At 67.0% G+C, this 19435-nt stretch carries 14 protein-coding genes and 1 pseudogene; 9 read left to right on the top strand and 6 right to left on the bottom strand.

Annotated features, from left to right (window positions below; genetic code table 11):
• Positions 1-441: 441 nt before the first annotated feature.
• The gene (metG, locus tag AB4Y43_RS27460; RefSeq protein ID WP_368729236.1) at positions 442-2595 is read left to right on the top strand and encodes a methionine--tRNA ligase; all 2154 of its coding nucleotides are present in this window, start codon (positions 442-444) and stop codon (positions 2593-2595) included.
• A gap of 539 nt (positions 2596-3134) precedes the next feature.
• Here the strand turns inward: metG and AB4Y43_RS27455 are convergent.
• The 4 genes from AB4Y43_RS27455 to AB4Y43_RS27440 all read right to left on the bottom strand — a co-directional run bounded on the left by AB4Y43_RS27455 (position 3135) and on the right by AB4Y43_RS27440 (position 11302).
• The gene (locus AB4Y43_RS27455) at positions 3135-3944 is read right to left on the bottom strand and encodes a hypothetical protein (protein WP_368729235.1); all 810 of its coding nucleotides are present in this window, start codon (positions 3942-3944) and stop codon (positions 3135-3137) included.
• Entirely contained in the window at positions 3941-4489 is a 549-nt protein-coding gene (locus AB4Y43_RS27450; protein WP_368729254.1) for a nucleotidyl transferase AbiEii/AbiGii toxin family protein, read from the bottom strand. The genes AB4Y43_RS27455 and AB4Y43_RS27450 overlap by 4 nt, the downstream gene beginning before the upstream one ends.
• 626 nt (positions 4490-5115) lie before the next feature.
• Positions 5116-9555: a translocation/assembly module TamB domain-containing protein gene (locus tag AB4Y43_RS27445; RefSeq protein ID WP_368729234.1), complete on the bottom strand. Its 4440-nt coding sequence runs from the start codon at positions 9553-9555 to the stop codon at positions 5116-5118.
• Positions 9556-9616: 61 nt separating this feature from the next.
• A complete protein-coding gene (locus AB4Y43_RS27440) occupies positions 9617-11302 on the bottom strand; it encodes an autotransporter assembly complex family protein (RefSeq protein ID WP_368606882.1) in 1686 nt (561 codons plus the stop codon).
• Between the two features lie 471 nt (positions 11303-11773).
• Here AB4Y43_RS27440 and AB4Y43_RS27435 point away from each other — a divergent pair, with 471 nt between their 5' ends.
• The 4 genes from AB4Y43_RS27435 (at position 11774) to panD (ending at position 14505) form a co-directional block, all read left to right on the top strand.
• Positions 11774-11959, top strand: coding sequence for a DUF3460 family protein (locus AB4Y43_RS27435; protein WP_069265440.1), 186 nt, complete (start codon positions 11774-11776; stop codon positions 11957-11959).
• A complete protein-coding gene (locus AB4Y43_RS27430; RefSeq protein ID WP_368729233.1) occupies positions 11959-12873 on the top strand; it encodes a ScpA family protein in 915 nt (304 codons plus the stop codon). The genes AB4Y43_RS27435 and AB4Y43_RS27430 overlap by 1 nt, the downstream gene beginning before the upstream one ends.
• 304 nt (positions 12874-13177) lie before the next feature.
• Positions 13178-14020: a pantoate--beta-alanine ligase gene (gene panC, locus AB4Y43_RS27425; protein ID WP_368729232.1), complete on the top strand. Its 843-nt coding sequence runs from the start codon at positions 13178-13180 to the stop codon at positions 14018-14020.
• 98 nt (positions 14021-14118) lie between these two features.
• Positions 14119-14505 (top strand): aspartate 1-decarboxylase, encoded by a 387-nt coding sequence (panD, locus tag AB4Y43_RS27420; protein WP_069265442.1) that lies wholly within the window; start codon positions 14119-14121, stop codon positions 14503-14505.
• 66 nt (positions 14506-14571) lie between these two features.
• Here panD and AB4Y43_RS27415 read toward each other — a convergent pair whose 3' ends face one another.
• Positions 14572-15198 (bottom strand): ParA family protein, encoded by a 627-nt coding sequence (locus tag AB4Y43_RS27415; RefSeq protein ID WP_368606875.1) that lies wholly within the window; start codon positions 15196-15198, stop codon positions 14572-14574.
• 209 nt (positions 15199-15407) lie between these two features.
• On the opposite strand from AB4Y43_RS27415, the gene AB4Y43_RS27410 reads away from it, so the two are divergent.
• Positions 15408-15827 carry a PaaI family thioesterase gene (locus tag AB4Y43_RS27410; protein WP_069265444.1) on the top strand — a complete coding sequence of 140 codons (420 nt, stop codon included), beginning with the start codon at positions 15408-15410 and terminating at the stop codon, positions 15825-15827.
• Between the two features lie 29 nt (positions 15828-15856).
• On the opposite strand, the gene AB4Y43_RS27405 is transcribed toward AB4Y43_RS27410, so the two are convergent.
• Positions 15857-17371, bottom strand: coding sequence for a cobyric acid synthase (locus AB4Y43_RS27405; RefSeq protein WP_368729231.1), 1515 nt, complete (start codon positions 17369-17371; stop codon positions 15857-15859).
• A 162-nt stretch (positions 17372-17533) separates the two neighbouring features.
• Here AB4Y43_RS27405 and cobU point away from each other — a divergent pair, with 162 nt between their 5' ends.
• The 3 genes and pseudogenes from cobU to AB4Y43_RS27390 form a co-directional block, all read left to right on the top strand.
• On the top strand, positions 17534-18088 hold the full coding sequence (gene cobU, locus AB4Y43_RS27400) for a bifunctional adenosylcobinamide kinase/adenosylcobinamide-phosphate guanylyltransferase (protein ID WP_368729230.1): 555 nt from the start codon (positions 17534-17536) through the stop codon (positions 18086-18088).
• Positions 18088-19023 carry an adenosylcobinamide-phosphate synthase CbiB gene (gene cbiB, locus AB4Y43_RS27395; protein WP_368729253.1) on the top strand — a complete coding sequence of 312 codons (936 nt, stop codon included), beginning with the start codon at positions 18088-18090 and terminating at the stop codon, positions 19021-19023. Before cobU ends, cbiB begins: the two co-directional genes overlap by 1 nt.
• Positions 19016-19435 (top strand): annotated as a pseudogene (locus AB4Y43_RS27390) (threonine-phosphate decarboxylase); the annotation flags it as partial. The gene cbiB and the pseudogene AB4Y43_RS27390, both read left to right, overlap by 8 nt.

Raw genomic sequence — 19435 nt, 5'->3', positions numbered from 1 at the left:
AACGCAGCGCCGGCGACTGCGCAGAAAAAACAGCGACACATTGACGGGGCGGCAGTCATGCCGCCCCGTTTGCATTTGGAGTTGCTCGAACACGCGCTCCGATACCCTTGCTGGACGGCCCTCTCAAGCCTGCTTCAATGCGCTTGCAGAGAATCGAAAAAAATTTTCGAACTCTCGGCAAGCCGTGCTGTCTGTCTTTACGGTACGTGTGCGGCAGTGCCGCCGCGTCACCATTCTCCTCTTGTCGTTGTTGCTCCGGGGCCAATCTTGCCCCGGTTTTTTTTGGCCGCAATTTGTGCGTCGCAGCATCCCCGCGACTTTCGCAGCCCGCGCCCCATCCAGGCATTGCGCATACGAGCGTCCACCGGCTCGCCGAACGGCGCTGCGCCTGCCCTGCTAAAATCGCGCTTTCCCCCCGCAACATCGGACTTCCCCTCACTTATGTCAGCACCCGCCACCGACCTCGCAGCAGCCGGCGCGCATGCCAATCAAAGCGGCCGCCGCCAGATTCTCGTTACGTCTGCTCTGCCGTACGCCAACGGTCAGATCCACATCGGCCACCTGGTCGAGTACATCCAGACGGACATCTGGGTTCGCGCGCTGCGAATGCATGGTCACGAGGTTTACTACGTCGGTGCCGACGACACGCACGGCACGCCCGTCATGCTGCGCGCGGAGAAGGAAGGCCTCACGCCGCAGCAGCTGATCGCGCGCGTGTGGCAGGAGCACAAGCGCGACTTCGACAGCTTCGGCGTGTCGTTCGACAATTACTACTCGACGGACTCCGAAGAGAACCGCGTGCTCTCCGAGTCGGTGTATCTGGCGCTCAAGGAAGCGGGTTTCATCGAAACGCGCGACATCGAGCAGGCCTACGACCCGGTCAAGAACATGTTCCTGCCGGACCGCTTCATCAAGGGCGAGTGCCCGAAGTGCGGCGCGAAGGACCAGTACGGCGACAGCTGCGAGGTGTGCGGCTCGACCTACGCGCCCACTGACCTGAAGAATCCGTACTCGGTGGTCTCGGGCGCGACGCCCATCCGCAAGACCTCGACGCACTACTTCTTCCGTCTCTCGGACCCGCGCTGCGAAGATTTCCTGCGCGGCTGGGTGAGCGGCCTCGCGCAACCGGAAGCGACCAACAAGATGCGCGAGTGGCTGGGCGAATCGGGCGAATCGAAGCTCGCCGACTGGGACATCTCGCGCGACGCCCCCTACTTCGGCTTCGAAATTCCGGGCGCGCCCGGCAAGTACTTCTACGTATGGCTCGATGCGCCCGTGGGCTATTACGCGAGCTTCAAGAACCTGTGCGAAAAGCGCGGCCTCGATTTCGAGGCATGGGTGAAGGCCGGCTCGAAGACGGAGCAGTACCACTTCATCGGCAAGGACATCCTGTACTTCCATACGCTGTTCTGGCCGGCGATGCTGCAGTTCTCGGGCCACCGCACGCCGACCAACGTCTTCGCACACGGCTTTTTGACCGTGGACGGCGCGAAGATGTCGAAGTCGCGCGGCACGTTCATCACGGCGGAAAGCTATGTGACCACGGGCCTGAACCCCGAGTGGCTGCGCTACTACTTCGCCGCGAAGCTCAACAGCACGATGGAAGACCTCGACCTGAACCTCGAAGACTTCCAGGCGCGCGTGAACAGCGACCTCGTCGGCAAGTACATCAACATCGCAAGCCGCGCGGCGGGCTTCCTGATCAAGCGCTTCGACGGCCGCGTGCAGGACAGCGCGATGCACCATCCGCTGCTCGAGCAACTGCGCGGCGCGATTGCGCAAATCGCTGCGCACTACGAAGCACGCGAATACAGCCGCGCGCTGCGCCAGACGATGGAACTCGCCGACGCCGTGAATGGCTACGTCGACACGGCCAAGCCGTGGGAACAGGCCAGGGATCCGGCCAACTCGGTGGCGCTGCACGAGACCTGCAGCGTGAGCCTCGAGGCGTTCCGCCTGCTTTCGCTCGCGCTGAAGCCGGTGCTGCCCACGCTCGCAGAAGGGGTGGAACAGTTCCTCGCGATCGAGCCGCTGACCTGGGCCGATGCCGGCAAGGCGCTTTCGTCGCAACAGCCGATCAACGCGTACAAGCACCTGATGACGCGCGTCGATCCGAAGCAGATCGAAGCGCTGCTTGCCGCCAACCGCGATTCGCTGCAGGCAACCGATGCACCCGCCGCCGCGGCTGCGGATGCGAACAAGAAGTCGAAGGCTGCCAAGGAAGCGAAGAAGCCTGCCGCCGATGAAACGCCGGAAGTCATCTCCATCGACGACTTCGCGAAGATCGACCTGCGCGTGGCGCTGATCGTCGACTGCAATATCGTCGAAGGGTCGGACAAGCTGCTGCAGCTCACGCTCGACGTGGGCGAGGAAAAAACCCGCAACGTGTTCTCGGGTATCCGTTCGGCGTACAAGCCGGAGGACCTCAAGGGCAAGCTCACGGTGATGGTCGCGAACCTCGCGCCGCGCAAGATGAAGTTCGGCATGTCCGAAGGCATGGTGCTCGCGGCGTCTTCGGCCGACGAGAAGGCCGAACCGGGTCTGTACATTCTCGAGCCGCATAGCGGCGCGAAGCCGGGCATGCGCGTGCGTTAATGCGACACAAGCGCAAACGCCATGGCGTTGCACCACTCGCAAAAAGGCACACCCCGGAGGTGTGCCTTTTTTTATGGCGCCGACGCTACGGCATCAGCACGTGGGGCCATACAAACGCCGGAGAGCGGCACTAGCGGTAGCGTCGCGCCGGCTGCCCCAGGACCTTCACCGGGCTCACGCGAATCACATTCGCATTCATCCATGGCAAGGTAATCCTGCTGGAAAACGCGTGCATGAAGTCGTTGATGTTTGTCCGGGACGTCGCAGACGAACCGGGCGTTCACCGCAACGCCGCGTTTCGTTATCCTCACCGGATGATGCCGATGCTGGAGACGAACCCGCGCGATGAGCTCCCAGGTCAACTTCTGCCCAATTCGCCGATGTGGCGGGCCTTCGGCCGCGCTGCGTTTGAGAAGCGTCCATATCGGCGCAAAGGCACGCCGACGGTGGAGGGTGACTGCAGCGTCACCCGCTTGGATAAAAACGACCCAGGATTCCAGTGCGGGTTCTGCGAGAGATTGCGCCGCGCATCTGGGGGCTCAGGTAGTGTTGGGCTTGCGCCTTGCCATGAGCCGCTGACGCGCCGCAAGGCCGCGTTGCCGATGTGCTTCCGAGACCGGAGCGATTGTCTGAGAGGGCTCCTGAATGTCGCCAGCCAGGTTAATCTTCTCTTTCCATTCCTCGAGCGCATGTGAGAGTTCCCACCGCCAAGCGAGGTCCCTGAGAAGCTCGGCATCCAAAACACTGAAATCCACATCCTGCGGCGGCATCCGCATCGAGCTGCGGGGCGACAAAGCCAGATGCAACCAGTGCAAAGCTGCTACCTCAGGTCTAACCACCGGACAGTGGCGGCCGGCTTGGAGCAGCAGGCGCGTCTCCTCCTGGGAGGACGGGAAGAATCGAGGTGGCAGGGCGTTGAATCGAAGCGCCTGTCCGCCACTGGTCTTGACGGAACCAACACGGGGGACGGAGTCGGGGCGTTGCGGCACCACAGCCGTCACAATAGCTGGCGGGTTATTTAGAAAACCGCACTCTCCAAGCACCGATTCGAGTGAGACAACGGCACCTTGTCGAATATGCTGTGCAGCTTCGGCTACTTCGACAGCAGGCCGACTGCGACGATTCAAATAGAGCCCGCGACTCACCTTTTGCAGGGCACCCGCCTTCATCAGGCCGCCAATAGCTTTGTGGACTGTATCGGCGTTGGCGCGCGGCCGTACGCGACGAACCAGACGCGCCAGCTCTTCCGTGGTGCAAACGCGAGGTGCTTCGTTTGACTCGAGAAGTCCCAGGAGTTCATATCTCCACTCAGTGCGAGCGCGCTCGTAATCGAAACCTATATCCATCATTTGGCTCCCGGTCGTTCCGGCTTGACGTCCGCAACCCCTTCTTCTTTCTGGAGCGCGCGCGCGTCCTCTAGCCATTGTTCAACGTTCGTACCGACGTTGACCTGCATTTCTTCGTAGACTTCTTCGGTTACCGCTGCTGCTGTCTCTGGCCGCAGGTACGGCACTACGTCCGTTTTGAAACGCTCGTAGTCCATGCTTTCGACTTTTGCCCACAGTTCGGTGAGCGCCTGCTCGAGCCGGTCGGGAGATTGACTGGCCAGCAGCTGAGCCGGGGCATCGAGCTCTGTCTCGAGCAACACACTCAAGTCGAAGAGGTCACGCGGTGCATCGCGTTTGGGGTCTGTCAGAGCGAGCACTTTGCACACAGCCAGGGCCTGCGCGTCGAGCGTCAGCACGCGACCTCGCGCCGCACCTCCGGCGAATTCCTTGTTCAGCTCAAGCTGTTCGGTGCGAAATGGTGCGACCCATTCGCGGCGGGATACTTCGACCGTCAAAGAAATAGGGCGTGCTGTTCCCGGCGCGCGGCCATTGACCTTCCACCGCAGGGTTGTCTCTGTCTGCTTGGGCTCGAAAACTGACGGTCCTCGATTAGACCATGCTGCTTGATAACTCTGTCAATGGAGCGGCGAACGATGCCCTGAATTCGGCTGACGGACGCTGGCATCACCGCGTCCAGGTCAATGTCGGCAGCGGGTGCTCCCGAGCACAGCTCGCATGGCCAAGCCGCCCTTGAGCACAAGCTCGTTCTGAATCGCTTGGCACATGAGCTCGATAAGAAGCCTGGCTTGAAGCAACTCCCGACTGTAGGCGACCTCATCCATGTAGTACCTCAATCACTGTAAATCACGACTATGGAACTATGTGAATAGTCTGTTAGTCGCTCTACGCACGGTCAATTGCCGGAGGAAGAGCACCCGCTGGCGTCCTACTGGAATTCGCGCCGGGATGTAACGCCGCGCTCGAATGAACCCTTATCCCACGAGGCCCTGCATCAACACGTTAAGTGACGGGCTGGGCGGCCTGCCCCCGGCTGGCTTCATCTTTTCGAGGCTTCGAGCAGTCCGCCAACTCCACGCCTGTTCTTTCCAGACGCGGTTAGCATGCCAGTTACCAGCACGATTTAGCGACAGCGCCATTTCTTTGCTGCTGCTTATTGTTGGTTTCTGATTGCCTACCGGCGAAGCCGATCGAAACGCCGCGTATAGAGAATATCGGCGCCGTTGAAGGTGCCGCCGTACACCACCAGCGACCAGTAGCGCGAGAGGTTGATCGTGGCCTTCACCGCGTTCGACGCCGACTGCAGGCCCTGCTCATAGCCGATCACGAGACGCTGGTTGATGGCCTTCGCGATCATGACGACCTCGGTGTCGGTCAGGCCCACCTCGCTGCGCCCGATCGAAAATTCGTCGAGGCCGATGCTCTGCGCAATGCGCTTGCCTTGCGCGCTGCCGAGCAGAGCGAGCGCCGTCGTCATCGCGCTCTGCTGGCCGAGGTTGTTGCCCTGGTCGGTGCCGTGGCCGAACAGCAGCCAGGAGAGCTTTTCGTTATCGGGCACGTTGGGCTCGGAAACGAGCCGCACCGACGGCGCCTGCACGGTGCCGGTGACCTGCACGCCCGCCTCGACCTGCTGGTTGCGCCGCATGGCGAGAATGTTGATGCCCGGATTGCCCACCGGCCCGTTGAACGTGAAGAAGCCGTTTTCGATATTGAGCTTGGTGCCGAACGCCGTGTACGTGGAGCCTTCGGTCACGCGCACGTTGCCGACCGCGCGCAGCGGGACGTCCGGCGCGCTGTTGACCGTAATCGTGCCCGCCAGGCCCAGATCCGCGCCCTGCCCGCGGAAACGGAAGTCGTGGCCGAGATCGATGTCGACGTTCGCGCGCGGGGCAAAGCGTGGCGCGGGCCTGGTCGACGCCGTTTCTTCGATGGGCGGCCTGCCGCCCACCGTCGTGCCATCGGGGCGCACGATCACGACGTCGTCGCCAAGCGACGGCGCGGGCAACTCGGGCATGTCGAAGAGCGCGTGATCGACGGTGAACTTGCCGTCGATCTGCATGCCGCCCAGATGCCCGCCGTTGGCGATGCTCGCGCTGCCGGAAAGCGACAGCTTGCGGTCGGGCGAAGCGAAAAGCTCGAGCTTGTCGGCAACGATGCTCGCACTGAGATCGGGCTCGGCGTTGTCGAGCCGCACCTGGCCTTTTGCGCGCAGCGTGCCGCTCGTCGCGCCGTGGAACTCCACCTGCTGGAAGTCGACCAGGTTCTGCGAGAGCGCGATGCGTATCACGCCGTCCTTCAGCTCCACGCCCTGGTCGACCACGGTGGCCGAGATGCCGTCGCCGACCAGCGAGCCCGTGAGATTCGGCTTCGCGACCGTGCCGCCGAGCGCAAGCTGCAACGCGAGATGGCCGTCGAGCAGGTAAGTCGGGCCGAGCATGCCGCCCGTGTTCCGGAGCGAGGGCACGTTCGCCTTGATGGTGCCGCCGATCGGCGCCTCGTCCGCGACGGTGAGGATGCCGTCGCGCGGCATGAGCGTCGTGTAAGCGTCGATGTCGAGCACGCCCACGCGGTTCGCCTGCGCATGCGCCGTGAGCGTGAGGTGGTTGCCGCCGCTGAAGGCCGCGCGCACGTTGAGGTCGCCCACGCCGAGCGAGGCAAAGCCGCGGCCGACCTCGGTCGTGATGTCGCCCGAGCGGCGCTTGATCTGCACATAGCCGGTGGCCGTCGGGCCGACAGCGAAGTCCCAGTCGCCGTCGAAGATCAGGTCGGTCCTGAGCGTGGACGGTACGCCCGTGAACTGCTGCCGGATTTGCATGATGCGTGCAAGCGACACGTTGGTGAGCGTGCCCGCCGAGCGGATGCGGCCATGGTCGAGGTCGAACGATTTCAGGTCGAGCGACGCGCCTTCCCCCGTGATACGCGTCGCGCCGAGCGTGACCTTGCCGGGGCCCGCGCTCACGGTGAGAGGCGACTGCAGCTTCACGCCGGGCACGCCGCGGTTTTCGAGTTGCGTCACCGTGCCGTTCCAGCGCGTGCCCTCGCGCGTGTCCTGGAGGCCGCCGTTGGCCGCCGCCACGAAGTCGATCGGCTGGCCCTGGACCTTGCCCTTCGCGCTCGCGGTGAGCGTGTGCTTCGCGCGCGTGCCGTCGAGGCGCGCGGTGAGCGTCGTGATATCGACGCCCGCCACGGCGATGTCGCTCGCGTCGGTGCTGAAGGCGAGCGCGCCGTTCGCGCCGTCGCGCGCGAGCGCCCGGCCCTCGGCATGGCCGACGCGGTTATCGCCGAACACCACGTGGTCGGCCTTGTAGGCGAGCGAGACGTCGGGATGTGCGAAGGTGCCCGTCACGTCGCCGTTCGCCGCGAGCTGGCCCGCGATGCCAAAGCCGAGCCGGTCGAGCTGCGGCGCATCCACGCGAAAGCGCAAGCGGTCGCCACGCGCGCCGAAGCTGCCTTGCAGATCCACGGTATTGCCCGCGACCGAGAGGTTCGCGCGGCTTGGCAGAATCCGCGAGCCCGCCAGCTGGATGAGGCCCTCGCCCGTGAGCGGCAAGTCGTCGTAGACGCTCGGGCCGAGCTTGAACTCGGCCCGCGTCGTGAAGGTGGGCGCGAGCGTGCCGCTCGCATTGAGCGTGCCGTTCACGCGCGCTTCGATGCGCCGGGCCGCGGGACGCGTGGCGGGTCGCGGCTTCGCCTCGTGCTGGGCCGCCCCGCCCCGCTCGGTCTGCTTGGCGTTCTCCACGCGCTTTTGCTCGGCGGCCTGCTCGCCCGATTGCGCGGGATTGAGCGACGGGTTCAGCGCCGGATTGAGCGCGAGATTGCGTTGCGGGTTGAGCGCGTCGGCGGCGGGTTGGGCTGCAGGGCGCGGCCGGTCGGCCGGCGCTGGAATTTTCGCGGCCGTGCGCGCCGGTGTTTGCGACGTGAGCGACAGCGGATCGAAATTGGTCAGCACCGCCTTGAGTTGATAGGTCGAACTGGCGTCGTGCTTGAGCGCACCCGACAGGTCGATGCGCCCCGCGCCGGAAGTCAGCCGCACATCGTTGAGCGACAGGCGCGCGGGGTCCTGCGTGATCTTGCCCTGCACGCGCAGCGCCGCCTTGGGGTCGGCGAGATCGAGCGTGACGCTTTGGACGTCGCCATTCAGCCGCACGCCGACCGGCCCCGCGAATTGCGTGGCGCGCACGCTCGACTGGATCGCGTTGAGGTCGAGCCCGGCCACCTTCAGATCGAAACGCCCGTCGCGCCCGCTGATCGTGCCGCCGCCGGTGATCGTCGCGTTCTTCACGAGACGCACGGCAAGCCTCGGAATGCGCTGCGTCTTCGCGTCGAGCACGACGTCGGCGTGGGCGTCGATGAGCGGCAGCAGCTTTTCGTCGATGGCGCCCGGCTTCGCGTTCACGATCGAGACCGCGCCCGCCACCGTGAAGCCCGCCACATTACTGCGCGCGCGCGCCGCATCGGGCTTCGCCCCGCCCGCAGGCGCCGATGCCGGCGCCGGCACCGAAGCCGGCGTCACGCCCGACACCGCCGCCGCGCCCGAAGCCACCGCTGCGAGCGCCGCCGGCACGCCCGCCGCGCCGCCCGGCACCGGCTGCAACTGCGCACGCACGGCGAGGTCGGCGAACGGCGCGCCCGGCGCGAACGCCTGCGGATTGACATGATCGAACGCGAGCGTGACCCGCTGCAGCGGCACGGCAGCGAACGGCGTGGCCTCCACATGCGCGCGGCCGGTGAGCTTCATGCCGCTCGCCTCGACATCGGCCGTGAGCGCCTCGAGCGAGCCGGCGAGGTTTGCGCTCACCTGCACGTCTTCGCCGTTCACCTTGCCGGAGTAGCCCAGGTCGCCCGTGAGCGCGAACGGCCGCACGCCGTCGAGCTTCGCCTCGGCGCTCACTGCGCCAAAGGGCGTGTCGAGATGCTCGATGGCGGCCTCGTGATGGCGGCCGTCGCTGCGGCCGTGGAACTGGAAGTGCGAGAACTCGTTGGTCGAGGTGCCTTCGTGCACCGTGAGCTTGTCCACCTGCAGGTCGCGGATCTCGAGCCCGAGCGGCAGCTGCAGGTTTTCCGGCAGCTTCATGGGCGAGGAAGGCTCGTGCGACGGCACGACGCGCATCTCGATGTCGCCGGCATGCAGATAGTCCACCACGAAGCGCCACGGTTGCTGGCCGAAGCCCTGCAGCTCCCATTGGCCGCCGATGCGGTCGACCTTGAGCGTGGTGCCGTCCGTGCCGCGCCAGCTCACGTTGGAAAAGCGCACACCGCTCGCGAGCGTGCCGCCTTCGAACCGGCCCGCGAGCTTGCCGTCGAGCAGCCTGACCGCCGCGCGCCACGCGTAGGCCGTGCCGCGCTCGGTGGTCAGCACGCCATAGAGCAAACCGGCGACGAGCCCGACGAGCAGCACCGGCACGACGATCGCCCAGGCAAGCGCCTTCCAGAGCCGCGGCCCGCGGCGGCGCGGCGGCGCACCGTCGCCGCCCGCGCCGCCGTCGCCGCCATGTCCTCCATGGCCGCCGGCTTCGCTGCGCGCTTCATCGTCCGGGCTGCGGCCAGCTTCTTCCGGCGGCACCGCGAACGTGGCCGGCAGCCATGCCACCGCAGCAAAACGGCGCGCGCTCATGCGGCCCCCTCGCCGTGCGGCGCAGGAGGCGTTGCGAAGCGGAGCAGCGAGCACGTCATCATCAGAAGGCGATCCCGAGTGTCAGATAAGGCCGCACGCTGTGGGTGCGAAACCCATAGGCGAGATCGAGGTTGACCGGCCCGACGGGGCTGCGCCAGCGCGCGCCGATACCCGCGCCCGGATCGAACTGCTTTTCGCCCCAGGTGTCGGTGGCGGTGCCGACGTCGAAGAACGCCGCGCCGCCCCAGTCGTGGCTGAACCAGTGCTGGTACTCGGCCGAGCCGGTGACGAGATACTTGGTCGGCAGGATCGAGCCCGACTGGTCGTTACCGATGCTCTGGAACGAGTAGCCGCGTACCGAGTTCGAGCCGCCCGCACGGAACAGCAGCGACGCGGGGATGCCGCTCGACGGGCCGCCCGTGAACACGCCGCCCAGTTCCGCGCGGAACACCATGATGTCGCTGTGGCCGATCGGCAGGTATTGCTGGCCGCGCATGTAGGCGCGAAAGAAGCTTTGCTCGGCGCCCGCGTTCTTGAGCGCGAGGCCCGCCTCCACGCGGATGATGTTGCCCGAGCGCGGAAAGAGCGGGTCGTCGACGTTGCGGCGGGTCCAGCCCCAGGTCGGCACGAGCGCATAGGCCCGCGAGGACGGCCCCACGTTCTGCGTAAGTCGGTCGTCGTAGAACATCAGCGCGTACGCATAGTCGATGTTCTGCGAGGTGCGCGTGCGCTGCACCCCGACGCGCGCGCTATAGATGTTGGTGTCCGAGACGTCGGTGGTGGTGTAAGACGCGACGAGGCTGTTGGTCCAGGCGCGCGGACCCGGCGGCATCGAAAGCTGGACCTGACCGAACTTCTGGATCTGGTCGAGGCGCCCCTGCACCTGGAACGGCCACGCCGCCCCGAACGTGTTCAGGTAGGTGTAGGAGCCCTGTACATGCGCGCCGGTATCGGTCGAATAACCCACGCCGCCGCGGAAGTTGTTGTACGGGAACTCGCTCACCTTCACGTGCACGGGCGTCTCGAGCGGCTTTTGCGTGTTCGCGTCGACGTCGATCGCCACGCTCGCGTAGTACGGCGTGTTCTGCACCTGGCGCTGCAGTTCGGCCACGCGCTTCAGGTCGTAGATTTCGCCCGGCGAAAGCGGATTCACATTGTCGATGATGTAGCCCGGATAGCGCCGCGGCCCCGAAACATCGAGCTTGCCCAGCGTAAAGGTCGGCCCGCTGTCGAACGTTACGGAAAGTTGCGCGTCGTGCCTGAGCGGATCGACCCGCGCCTCCGAAAACGTAATCTTCGCGCCAAGGTAGCGGCGCGCCTGCAGCGCCTTGAGCGAGCCGTTCTTGGCGTCGTCCCAGCCCGACTGCGTAAAGGCGTCGCCTTCGTGCAGCGAGAACGCGAAGCGCGCGGTGTTCTCCTGCGCCGGGTCTTCCGTGAGGACCGGACCGCGAAACACGAGTTTCACCGACGAAATCGTGGTGCGCGGCCCCGGATCGACGCTCACCCGCACGTGCCGCCTGCCGTCGATCGTGCGCACATCGGTGCGCACGACCGGCGTGAAATAGCCCGCCGTCGACGCGAGGTCGCGCACCTGTTGCGGCGTCGCGGTCACGAGAAACTCGAACTGGTCCTCGTTCACGTCGGCGCGCGTGGCGAAGCGCGCAATGTCGAGGTGCGCCTCGAGCAGCTTGCGCAGATCGCGCGGGGTGGCCTGGATATCGACGTCGTAGTAGGTGCGCGGGCGCATCCACGGCAGGAGGGTGGTCAGGATGTCGGCCCGGGCGGGCGGTGCCACAGCGGAGCACACGGCGAGGCACACGATCAGGCACGCGGCGAGCCGTGGCCGCGCCGCCCGCGAGGGGCGCCGCCGTGCGCTCAATGCTTCGATCACCCATCCCGCCAAACGCCACCTCCTGCCGTCGTAGAACTGGTTGCCACCGGTTGCACCGCTCGCGCGCAGGGCGGCACGGGAAGCGGCAACGGGCGCAAACGCGTTATTTCACCACATCGGCGCGTCAAAACCCCAGGAGGAGGTGCAAAGCGTGCCACAACGGCGGGCGCGGCCGGACCTATGGCGCGCGCGGGGCGGCCGAGGGGATGGCCAACGCGTTGCGCCCGGGCGGATGTTCCGCGGCGTTGGCTTGCGGTAAAATTGCCGCCGACAGAATTAGCGGCGCGGCGCAATCAGGCGCCCCGCCTTACTGGACGGACGTCAGCCATGTATCAATCGGACATCACGCAGTTCATCAACCAGCTCAAGCAGCAAAAGCCGCAGCTCGAAGAACAGCAACGCAAGGGCCGCGCGCTCCTGTGGGACAAGCAGCCGATCGACCTCGACGAGCGCGAGCGCCAGCAGGCTTCGCGCGTGAAGCAGACGTCTTACGTCTACTACCAGAACTTCTGATGGCCGAGGCCGACGGGGCCGGCGCGCCGCCAGCGGGCGAGCACGCGGCCAGTCACGGGGGCCACGCTGCCGGGCAAACGCCCGGTGAGGCGCTGACCACACCCGCAACCGACTCGACGCCCGACACGGTCGACGGCGTCGCGTTTGCACGCCTTTACGGCGAGCCGCTCTTCAAGCTCCCGCAGGACCTCTACATCCCGCCGGACGCGCTCGAAGTCTTCCTCGAGACCTTCGAAGGTCCGCTCGACCTGCTGCTGTACCTCATCCGCAAGCAGAACTTCAACGTCCTCGACATCCCGATGGCGGAGGTCACGACCCAGTACCTCGGCTATGTCGAGCAACTGCGCAAGACCAACCTCGAACTCGCGGCCGAATATCTGTTGATGGCGGCCATGCTCATCGAGATCAAGTCGCGCATGCTGCTGCCGGTCAAGAAGGCCGACACCGGCGAGGAAGCCGAGGACCCGCGCGCCGAACTCGTGCGCCGCCTGCTCGAATACGAGCAGATGAAGCTCGCCGCCCAGCGCCTGGACCAGTTGCCGCAGCTCGGGCGCGACTTCCTGCGCGCCGAGGTCTACATCGAGCAGAGCATCACGCCGCGCTTCCCCGACGTGGACAGCAACGACCTGCGCGCCGCGTGGGCCGACGTCATCAAGCGCGCGAAGCTCGTCCAGCATCACAAGATCTCGCGCGAGGAGCTCTCGGTGCGCGAGCACATGAGCATCATCCTGCGCCGGCTCCAGGGCGAGCGCTTCATGGAATTTTCCGAGCTGTTCGACACTACGCGCGGCGTGCCCGTCGTGGTCGTGAACTTCATCGCCATGCTGGAGCTGTCGCGCGAATCGCTCATCGAGATCACCCAGCCCGAACCGTTCGCGCCGATTTACGTGCGGCTCGCGTATTTGCCCGCCTGATCCCCGGCCGGCCTTGCCCGGGTCCGCGCGCAGCGAAGGCAGTAAATAGGACCGCATCGTGCGGGAACCTCCAAAGGGCCGCACAGCGGAACGTCAGGACAAGCCCCTACCCGAGGCGGGTGCGCCGCATTCACAAATCCACTACAATCGCCCGCGCCTGCCCGGTCTCGTCCCATATACGGGGCACCGCGCCACTCGCGCGGACCGGGCGCGCAACGTCCGCTCGCGGCCCTTCGTCCGGGTCTCTGGCTTGCGGCCGTGCAACCCAAGTCTTGCCCCCGCGCGAGGCATAAAGCATCCGACCATGAAAGTCATCAGCTCGATTCAGGAATTGCGCGACCAGTTGCGCGGCCAAAACCGCACGGCGTTCGTGCCGACCATGGGCAACCTGCACGAAGGCCATCTCTCGCTGATGCGCCTCGCACGCCAGCACGGCGACCCGGTCGTGGCGAGTATCTTCGTCAACCGGCTGCAGTTCGGCCCGAACGAGGACTTCGACAAGTATCCGCGCACGCTTCAGGACGACATCGAGAAGCTGCAGAAGGAAAACGTCTACGTGCTGTTCGCGCCCACCGAGCGCGACATGTATCCGCAGCCGCAGGAGTACCGCGTGCGCCCGCCGCACGATCTGGGCGACATTCTGGAAGGCGAGTTCCGCCCCGGTTTCTTCGAAGGCGTGTGCACGGTCGTCATGAAGCTGATGTCGTGCGTGCAGCCGCGCGTGGCCGTGTTCGGCAAGAAGGATTACCAGCAGCTCATGATCGTGCGCGCGATGTGCAACCAGTTCGCGCTGCCGACCGAAGTGATCGCCGCCGAAACCGTGCGCGACACCGACGGCCTCGCGCTCAGCTCGCGCAACCGCTACCTCACGGAAGCCGAGCGCGCCGAGGCGCCGCAACTGGCGGGCGTGCTGCGCGCGACCCGCGAGTCGGTGCTGTCGGGCCGCCGCGACTTCCAGCAGCTCGAACTCGACGCCATGGCGACGCTCGCCGCGCGCGGCTGGAAGCCCGACTACATCGCGATCCGCAAGCGCGCGAACCTGCTGCCGCCCGCGCCGGGCGTGGCCGGCGACGCCGAGTCGCCGCTCGTCGTGCTGGCCGCCGCGAAGCTCGGCGCGACGCGCCTGATCGACAACCTCGAAATCTGAGGGCCGCGGGCGGCCGCGCCGTCCCGCTTTCACCCGATCCCCCCAGATTCCGCTTACCCGCGGCGGGCCGCGCGCCCGCTCGCCTGAGGAGACCCTCCATGCAACGCCATATGCTCAAGTCGAAGATCCACCGCGTCGCGGTCACGCACTGCGAGCTGCACTACGAAGGCTCGTGCGCCATCGACGAAAACCTGCTCGAAGCGGCGAACATCGTCGAAAACGAGCGCATCGACATCTGGAACATCAACAATGGCGAGCGCTTCACGACCTACGCGATCAAGGGCGAGCGCGGCAGCGGCATGATCTCGCTGAACGGCTCGGCCGCGCGCCGCGCGCAACTGGGCGACCTCGTGATCATCGCGGCCTTCGCGAACGTGGAAGAGGAAGAGCTCAAGGCCGGCTGGAAACCGGACCTCGTGTTCGTGGACGAGAACAACCGCATCAAGGGCAGCCGCGACCACGTGCCCACGCAGGCCTGGAGCTAAACCGCGGGGCTGGCGGACGCGGCTCATCGGGCCCGCGCCGCCGCGCTTGCCCGCCTTTTGGCGCGCTTATTTGCCGTCGACCCAACCGACGATCGACTGCCACTGGTCGAGGTCCTTCTCGACCCGGCTCTTCGCGACGTCCCACAGCGTGAGGCCGTGCGCAGCGAGCTGCACGTAGTTCTGCGTGTCGCGCAGATAGCCCAGCACCGGTAGTTCGAGGCCCTCGACGAAGCGCTGCAGCTGCTCGGCCGAGCGCGTGCGCGCATCCACCCGCATGCCCACCACGCCCACCTGGATCGCCCCCTTGCGCACGGACTTCTCCTTGGCGAGGCGGTTCAGGAAGTCCTGGGTGGCAAGAATGTCGAACATCGAGGGCTGCAGCGGCACGATCACCTTGTCCGCCAGCTCGATGATCGCCTGGAGCCGGTTGCCGTGCAGGCCGGCGGGCGTGTCGATGACTGCGTGCTCGAGTCCCTTGGGCGGCTTGGCCGGGTTGTCCAGATCGACCTGCCAGCTTTCGATCGCCGGCAGCGTCGCGGGCCGCAGATCGAGCCATGCGTGCGAGGACTGCTGCCGGTCGAGGTCCGCGAGCGCCACCCACTCGCCTTGTGCGGCGAAATAGCCGGCCAGATTGGTGGACAGCGTGCTCTTTCCCACGCCGCCCTTGGGATTCGCCACCACGATTACCGTCATGAATGCTCCCGTCAGGATGGCTGGCGCAAGGCCAGCCGGATTGCCGTGATTTTGCGTGATGCGTGTTTCGATACCTTGCGAGGCGACTTGCGGACGAGCCGGCGCCCCGAATCAACCGTCCGATATTATCGGCAAATTGCGCGCCGCCGAAGCCCCCCCACGAGCGCGCACCCGCAATGTTCATATCAAATCAAGGAGACTGAGCGACCATGAGCACGCTACGCCACGACATCACGATCGAATCCCTGCTCGAGAGGCAGCGCGGCCGCCTGCCCGATTTGCTGGGCTTTCGGCCGCTGGTCCTCGAGCAAGGCCTGCTGCGCGCCGAACTCGACGTGCGCAGCGACCTGCTCGCCCCCAATGGCTTCCTGCACGCCGCCACGGTGATCGGTCTCGCCGACACGGCCTGCGGCTACGCCTGCCTCGCGCACCTGCCGCCCAACGCGAAAAACTTCACGACCATCGAGATCAAGAGCAATCATCTGGGCACCGCGCGCGAAGGCACGATCTCGGCCGTGGCCAAGGGCGTGCACCTCGGGCGCAGCACCCAGGTCTGGGACGCCACCGTGAGCGGCCCGGACGGCAAGACCATCGCGCTGTTCCGCTGTACGCAGATGGTGCTTTACTGAGCCGGGCAGCCGCGCTTTTAGCTGCGCTGTCAGCGGATTACGCCGAACACCTTCTCCAGATCGAGGCTCGCCGCGAGCGTGTCCGCCAGCCGCTCCAGCGACGCCTCGCGCAACGCCGGATAGTCCACCGCGCGCGCCTGCGCGAGCCCGGCCCAGCGCAAGAGCGCCGCGCAGGCTTGCGGCGTGTCGAAGAGGCCGTGCACGTAGGTCGCGAGAATCTGGCCGTCCGCCGAGCGCGCACCATCGGGGCGCGTCGCCCCCTCGTCTTCCTCAGCGAGCCACAGCGCGGGCGACGCTAGCGCCCGCCCGCGCGTCTCGCCCATATGAATTTCGTAGCCCGCCACGCGCGCCGGGCCCGCGTCCGCATGCCCGTGAGCGCCTTCCAGCGCGAGCGCGCCCGTCACGTTCTTCAAGGTCTTTTCGCGCGTGAGCACGGTCTCGTAGTCGAGCCAGCCGAAACCCTCGACCGCGCCCGGCTCGCCCTCCACGCCGTGCGGATCGGCAATCGCGCGCCCGAGCATCTGCATGCCGCCGCAAATACCGATCACGCGGCCGCCATAGCGCAGATGCCGCGCGAGCGCCGTATCCCAGCCCTGGGCGCGCAGCCACGCGAGGTCGTCGCGCACGTTCTTCGAGCCCGGCAGGATCACGAGATCGGCGACGGGCGGCGCTTCGCCCGTGCGCACATAGGTGAAATCGACCTGCGGATGGGCGCGCAGCGCATCGAAGTCGGTGTGGTTGCTGATGTGCGGCAGCGCCGGCACTATCACGCGCAGCGTCTCGCCGCCGGCCTGCGCGCCGCTGTGGACCGCGCCGGGCAGCATGTCCTCGGCGTCGAGCGTGAGGCCGTGCAGATACGGCACGACGCCCAGCACCGGCTTGCCCGTCTGCTGCTCGAGCCAGGCGAGGCCCGGTTCCAGCAGCGTGCGGTCGCCGCGAAAACGGTTGATGACGAAACCTTTGACGCGCGCGCGCTCGCTCTGGGAAAGACAGGCCAGCGTGCCGATCAGATGCGCGAATACGCCGCCCCGGTCGATGTCGGCCACGAGCACGACCGGGCAATCGACCGCCTCGGCGAAACCCATGTTGGCGATGTCGTTGGCGCGCAGGTTGACTTCGGCGGGGCTGCCCGCGCCCTCCACGAACACCGTGTCGTAGCGCGCGCGCAGACGCGCGTAGGACGCCAGCACGGCCTCGCGCGCGAGCGGCTTGTAGTCCTGGTACGCGCGCGCGTTGAGATTCATGCGCGCCTTGCCGTGGATGATGACCTGCGAGCCGAGGTCGCTATTGGGCTTGAGCAGCACCGGATTGAGGTCGGTGTGCGCCTCGATGCCGGCGGCGACAGCCTGCAGCGCCTGGGCGCGGCCGATCTCGCCGCCATCCACGGTCACGGCGCTGTTGAGCGCCATGTTCTGCGGTTTGAACGGCGCGACGCGTACACCCGCGCGGCGCGCGAGGCGGCACAGGCCGGCGACGAGCGTGCTCTTGCCGGCATCGGAGGTCGTGCCCTGGATCATCAGCGTGCCGGTGGGTACGCGGGGCATGGCGGGTAGCGTGGCGGTCATGAAGCGCATGGGGGGCAGCGAAGGCGAACGCGCATTATCCCATCGCGCCGCCGCCCGATGCAGGACCACGGCGCAGGACCACGGCGCGACATTGACCGATGGGAGAACAGCGAGCCTGGGTGCAGCCGTTACAATCACGCGATGAATTCGCGCGATCTCACCTTCATCGTCGGCGGCGCGCGCTCGGGCAAGAGCGCGCACGCCGAACGCCTCGCTGCCGCGAGCGGCCTGCCCGTCACCTATATCGCCACCGCGCGCGTGACGGACGACACCGAGTTCGCCGAGCGCATCGGCCACCATCGCGCGCGGCGGCCCGCGCACTGGGCGCTCGCCGAGGCGCCGCTCGATCTCGCGCTCGCCCTCGACGCAGCCGCGGGGCCCGGCCAGTGCGTGCTGATCGACTGCCTCACGCTGTGGCTCGCGAACCTGCTTTGCCCCGCCGACTCCGAAGCGCCGCTGCCCGACTGGCGCGAGCGCCTCGACGCCTTCGCTGCCGCCTGCGAGCGCGCACAGGGCACGGTGCTCGTGGTGAGCAACGAGATCGGCATGGGCGTCGTGCCGATGGGCGCGGCCACGCGCCGTTACGTGGACGAACTCGGCCGCCTCAATCAGCGCATCGCGGCGCTCGCCGATCAGGCGACGCTTGTCGCCGCGGGCCTGCCTTTGGTGCTCAAAGCGCCGCGCGGGACCTCATGATGCTCTCGCTACCCGTCACCGCCGCGCTCGCCGTGGCCGGCGTCGCCGTGGACCGCTGGCTCGGCGAACCGCGCCGTGCACACCCGCTCGTCGCCTTCGGCAAATACGCGAACCAGATCGAAGCGCGCCTGAACACGGGCCGCCGTGGCCGTCCGCTCGGCCTCGTCGCATGGCTCGCCGCCGTCGCACCGCCCGTCGTCGTCGCCGCGCTGCTGTGCGCCCTGCTACCCTGGCCGCTCGCCTGGGCACTGCACGTCGCGCTGCTCTGGTTCGCGCTCGGCGCCCGCAGCCTCACGGAGCACATCGCGCCGATCGGCGCCGCGCTCGCCCGGCGCGACCTCGCCGCCGCGCGCGAGCTGACCGGCCGCATCGTCTCGCGCGACACAGCCGGGGCAGACGCCACCGCGCTCTCGCGCGCGGCCGTCGAATCGGCGCTCGAAAACGGCAACGACGCGATCTTCGGCGCGCTGTTCTGGTTCGCGATCGCGGGGGGCCCCGGCGCCCTCGCGTTTCGTCTCGCCAACACGCTCGATGCCATGTGGGGCTACCGCACGCCGCGCTTCCTGCGCTTCGGCTGGGCGGCCGCGCGCATCGACGACGTGCTCAACTGGATTCCCGCGCGCCTCACGGCCGCGAGCTACGCGCTACTCGGCGACACGCGCGTGGCGCTGCGCTGTTGGCGCGAACAGGCGCATCGCTGGGAGAGCCCGAACGCGGGTACGGTGATGGCCTCCGGCGCGGGCAGCCTGAACGTGCTGCTGGGCGGCGCGGCCGTGTATCACGGCATGCTGGAGGAGCGCCCGGCGCTCGGCGCGGGCTCGCCGCCGCGCGCGCAGCACGTGGATGCGGCCTTGCGGCTCGTCGAGCGCACCACCATTTTGTGGCTCGCCGCGCTGCTCGCGCTGGCCTTCGTGAGCGTGGCGAGCCATGTCTGAACAACCAGCCGCACTCGTCGCGCACGGCGGCGATCTGCACGAAGCCGCGCAGCGTTACGGCATCGCCTGGCACGCGTGGATCGACCTTTCCACCGGCATCAATCCGCACGGCTACCCTGTGCCGCCGGTGCCATCCGCGGCATGGCGGCGCCTGCCCGACGACGGGGACGGCTTCGCCGCGAGCGCCGCGCACTACTACGGCGCGCCCGACGCCCGCCACGTGCTGGCGGTGGCGGGCAGCCAGGCCGCGATCCGCGCGCTGCCCGCGTTGTTGCCGCGCGCGCGTGTAGCAATCGCTGCGCTCACCTACGGGGAGTACGCACCGGCATTCGTGCGCGCGGGCCATGAGGTCGTGCCGCTCGATGTCATGCAGGACGCACTGCCCGATACCGTCACGCATGCCGTCGTGGTG

The organism is Paraburkholderia sp. BR10872 (assembly GCF_040965835.1).
Classification (GTDB): Bacteria; Pseudomonadota; Gammaproteobacteria; order Burkholderiales; family Burkholderiaceae; genus Paraburkholderia; species Paraburkholderia nodosa_A.
The sequence above is the reverse complement of the archived record's forward strand: the minus strand, read 5'-3'. Positions and strand labels throughout refer to the sequence as shown.

Coding starts and splice junctions, on each gene's coding strand:
- metG (WP_368729236.1), top strand. CDS start 442: ATGTCAGCACCCGCCACCGACCTCGCAGCAGCCGGCGCGCATGCCAAT.
- AB4Y43_RS27455 (WP_368729235.1), bottom strand. CDS start 3,944: ATGATGGATATAGGTTTCGATTACGAGCGCGCTCGCACTGAGTGGAGA.
- AB4Y43_RS27445 (WP_368729234.1), bottom strand. CDS start 9,555: ATGAGCGCGCGCCGTTTTGCTGCGGTGGCATGGCTGCCGGCCACGTTC.
- AB4Y43_RS27440 (WP_368606882.1), bottom strand. CDS start 11,302: ATGCGCCCGCGCACCTACTACGACGTCGATATCCAGGCCACCCCGCGC.
- AB4Y43_RS27435 (WP_069265440.1), top strand. CDS start 11,774: ATGTATCAATCGGACATCACGCAGTTCATCAACCAGCTCAAGCAGCAA.
- AB4Y43_RS27430 (WP_368729233.1), top strand. CDS start 11,959: ATGGCCGAGGCCGACGGGGCCGGCGCGCCGCCAGCGGGCGAGCACGCG.
- panC (WP_368729232.1), top strand. CDS start 13,178: ATGAAAGTCATCAGCTCGATTCAGGAATTGCGCGACCAGTTGCGCGGC.
- panD (WP_069265442.1), top strand. CDS start 14,119: ATGCAACGCCATATGCTCAAGTCGAAGATCCACCGCGTCGCGGTCACG.
- AB4Y43_RS27415 (WP_368606875.1), bottom strand. CDS start 15,198: ATGACGGTAATCGTGGTGGCGAATCCCAAGGGCGGCGTGGGAAAGAGC.
- AB4Y43_RS27410 (WP_069265444.1), top strand. CDS start 15,408: ATGAGCACGCTACGCCACGACATCACGATCGAATCCCTGCTCGAGAGG.
- AB4Y43_RS27405 (WP_368729231.1), bottom strand. CDS start 17,371: ATGCCCCGCGTACCCACCGGCACGCTGATGATCCAGGGCACGACCTCC.
- cobU (WP_368729230.1), top strand. CDS start 17,534: ATGAATTCGCGCGATCTCACCTTCATCGTCGGCGGCGCGCGCTCGGGC.
- cbiB (WP_368729253.1), top strand. CDS start 18,088: ATGCTCTCGCTACCCGTCACCGCCGCGCTCGCCGTGGCCGGCGTCGCC.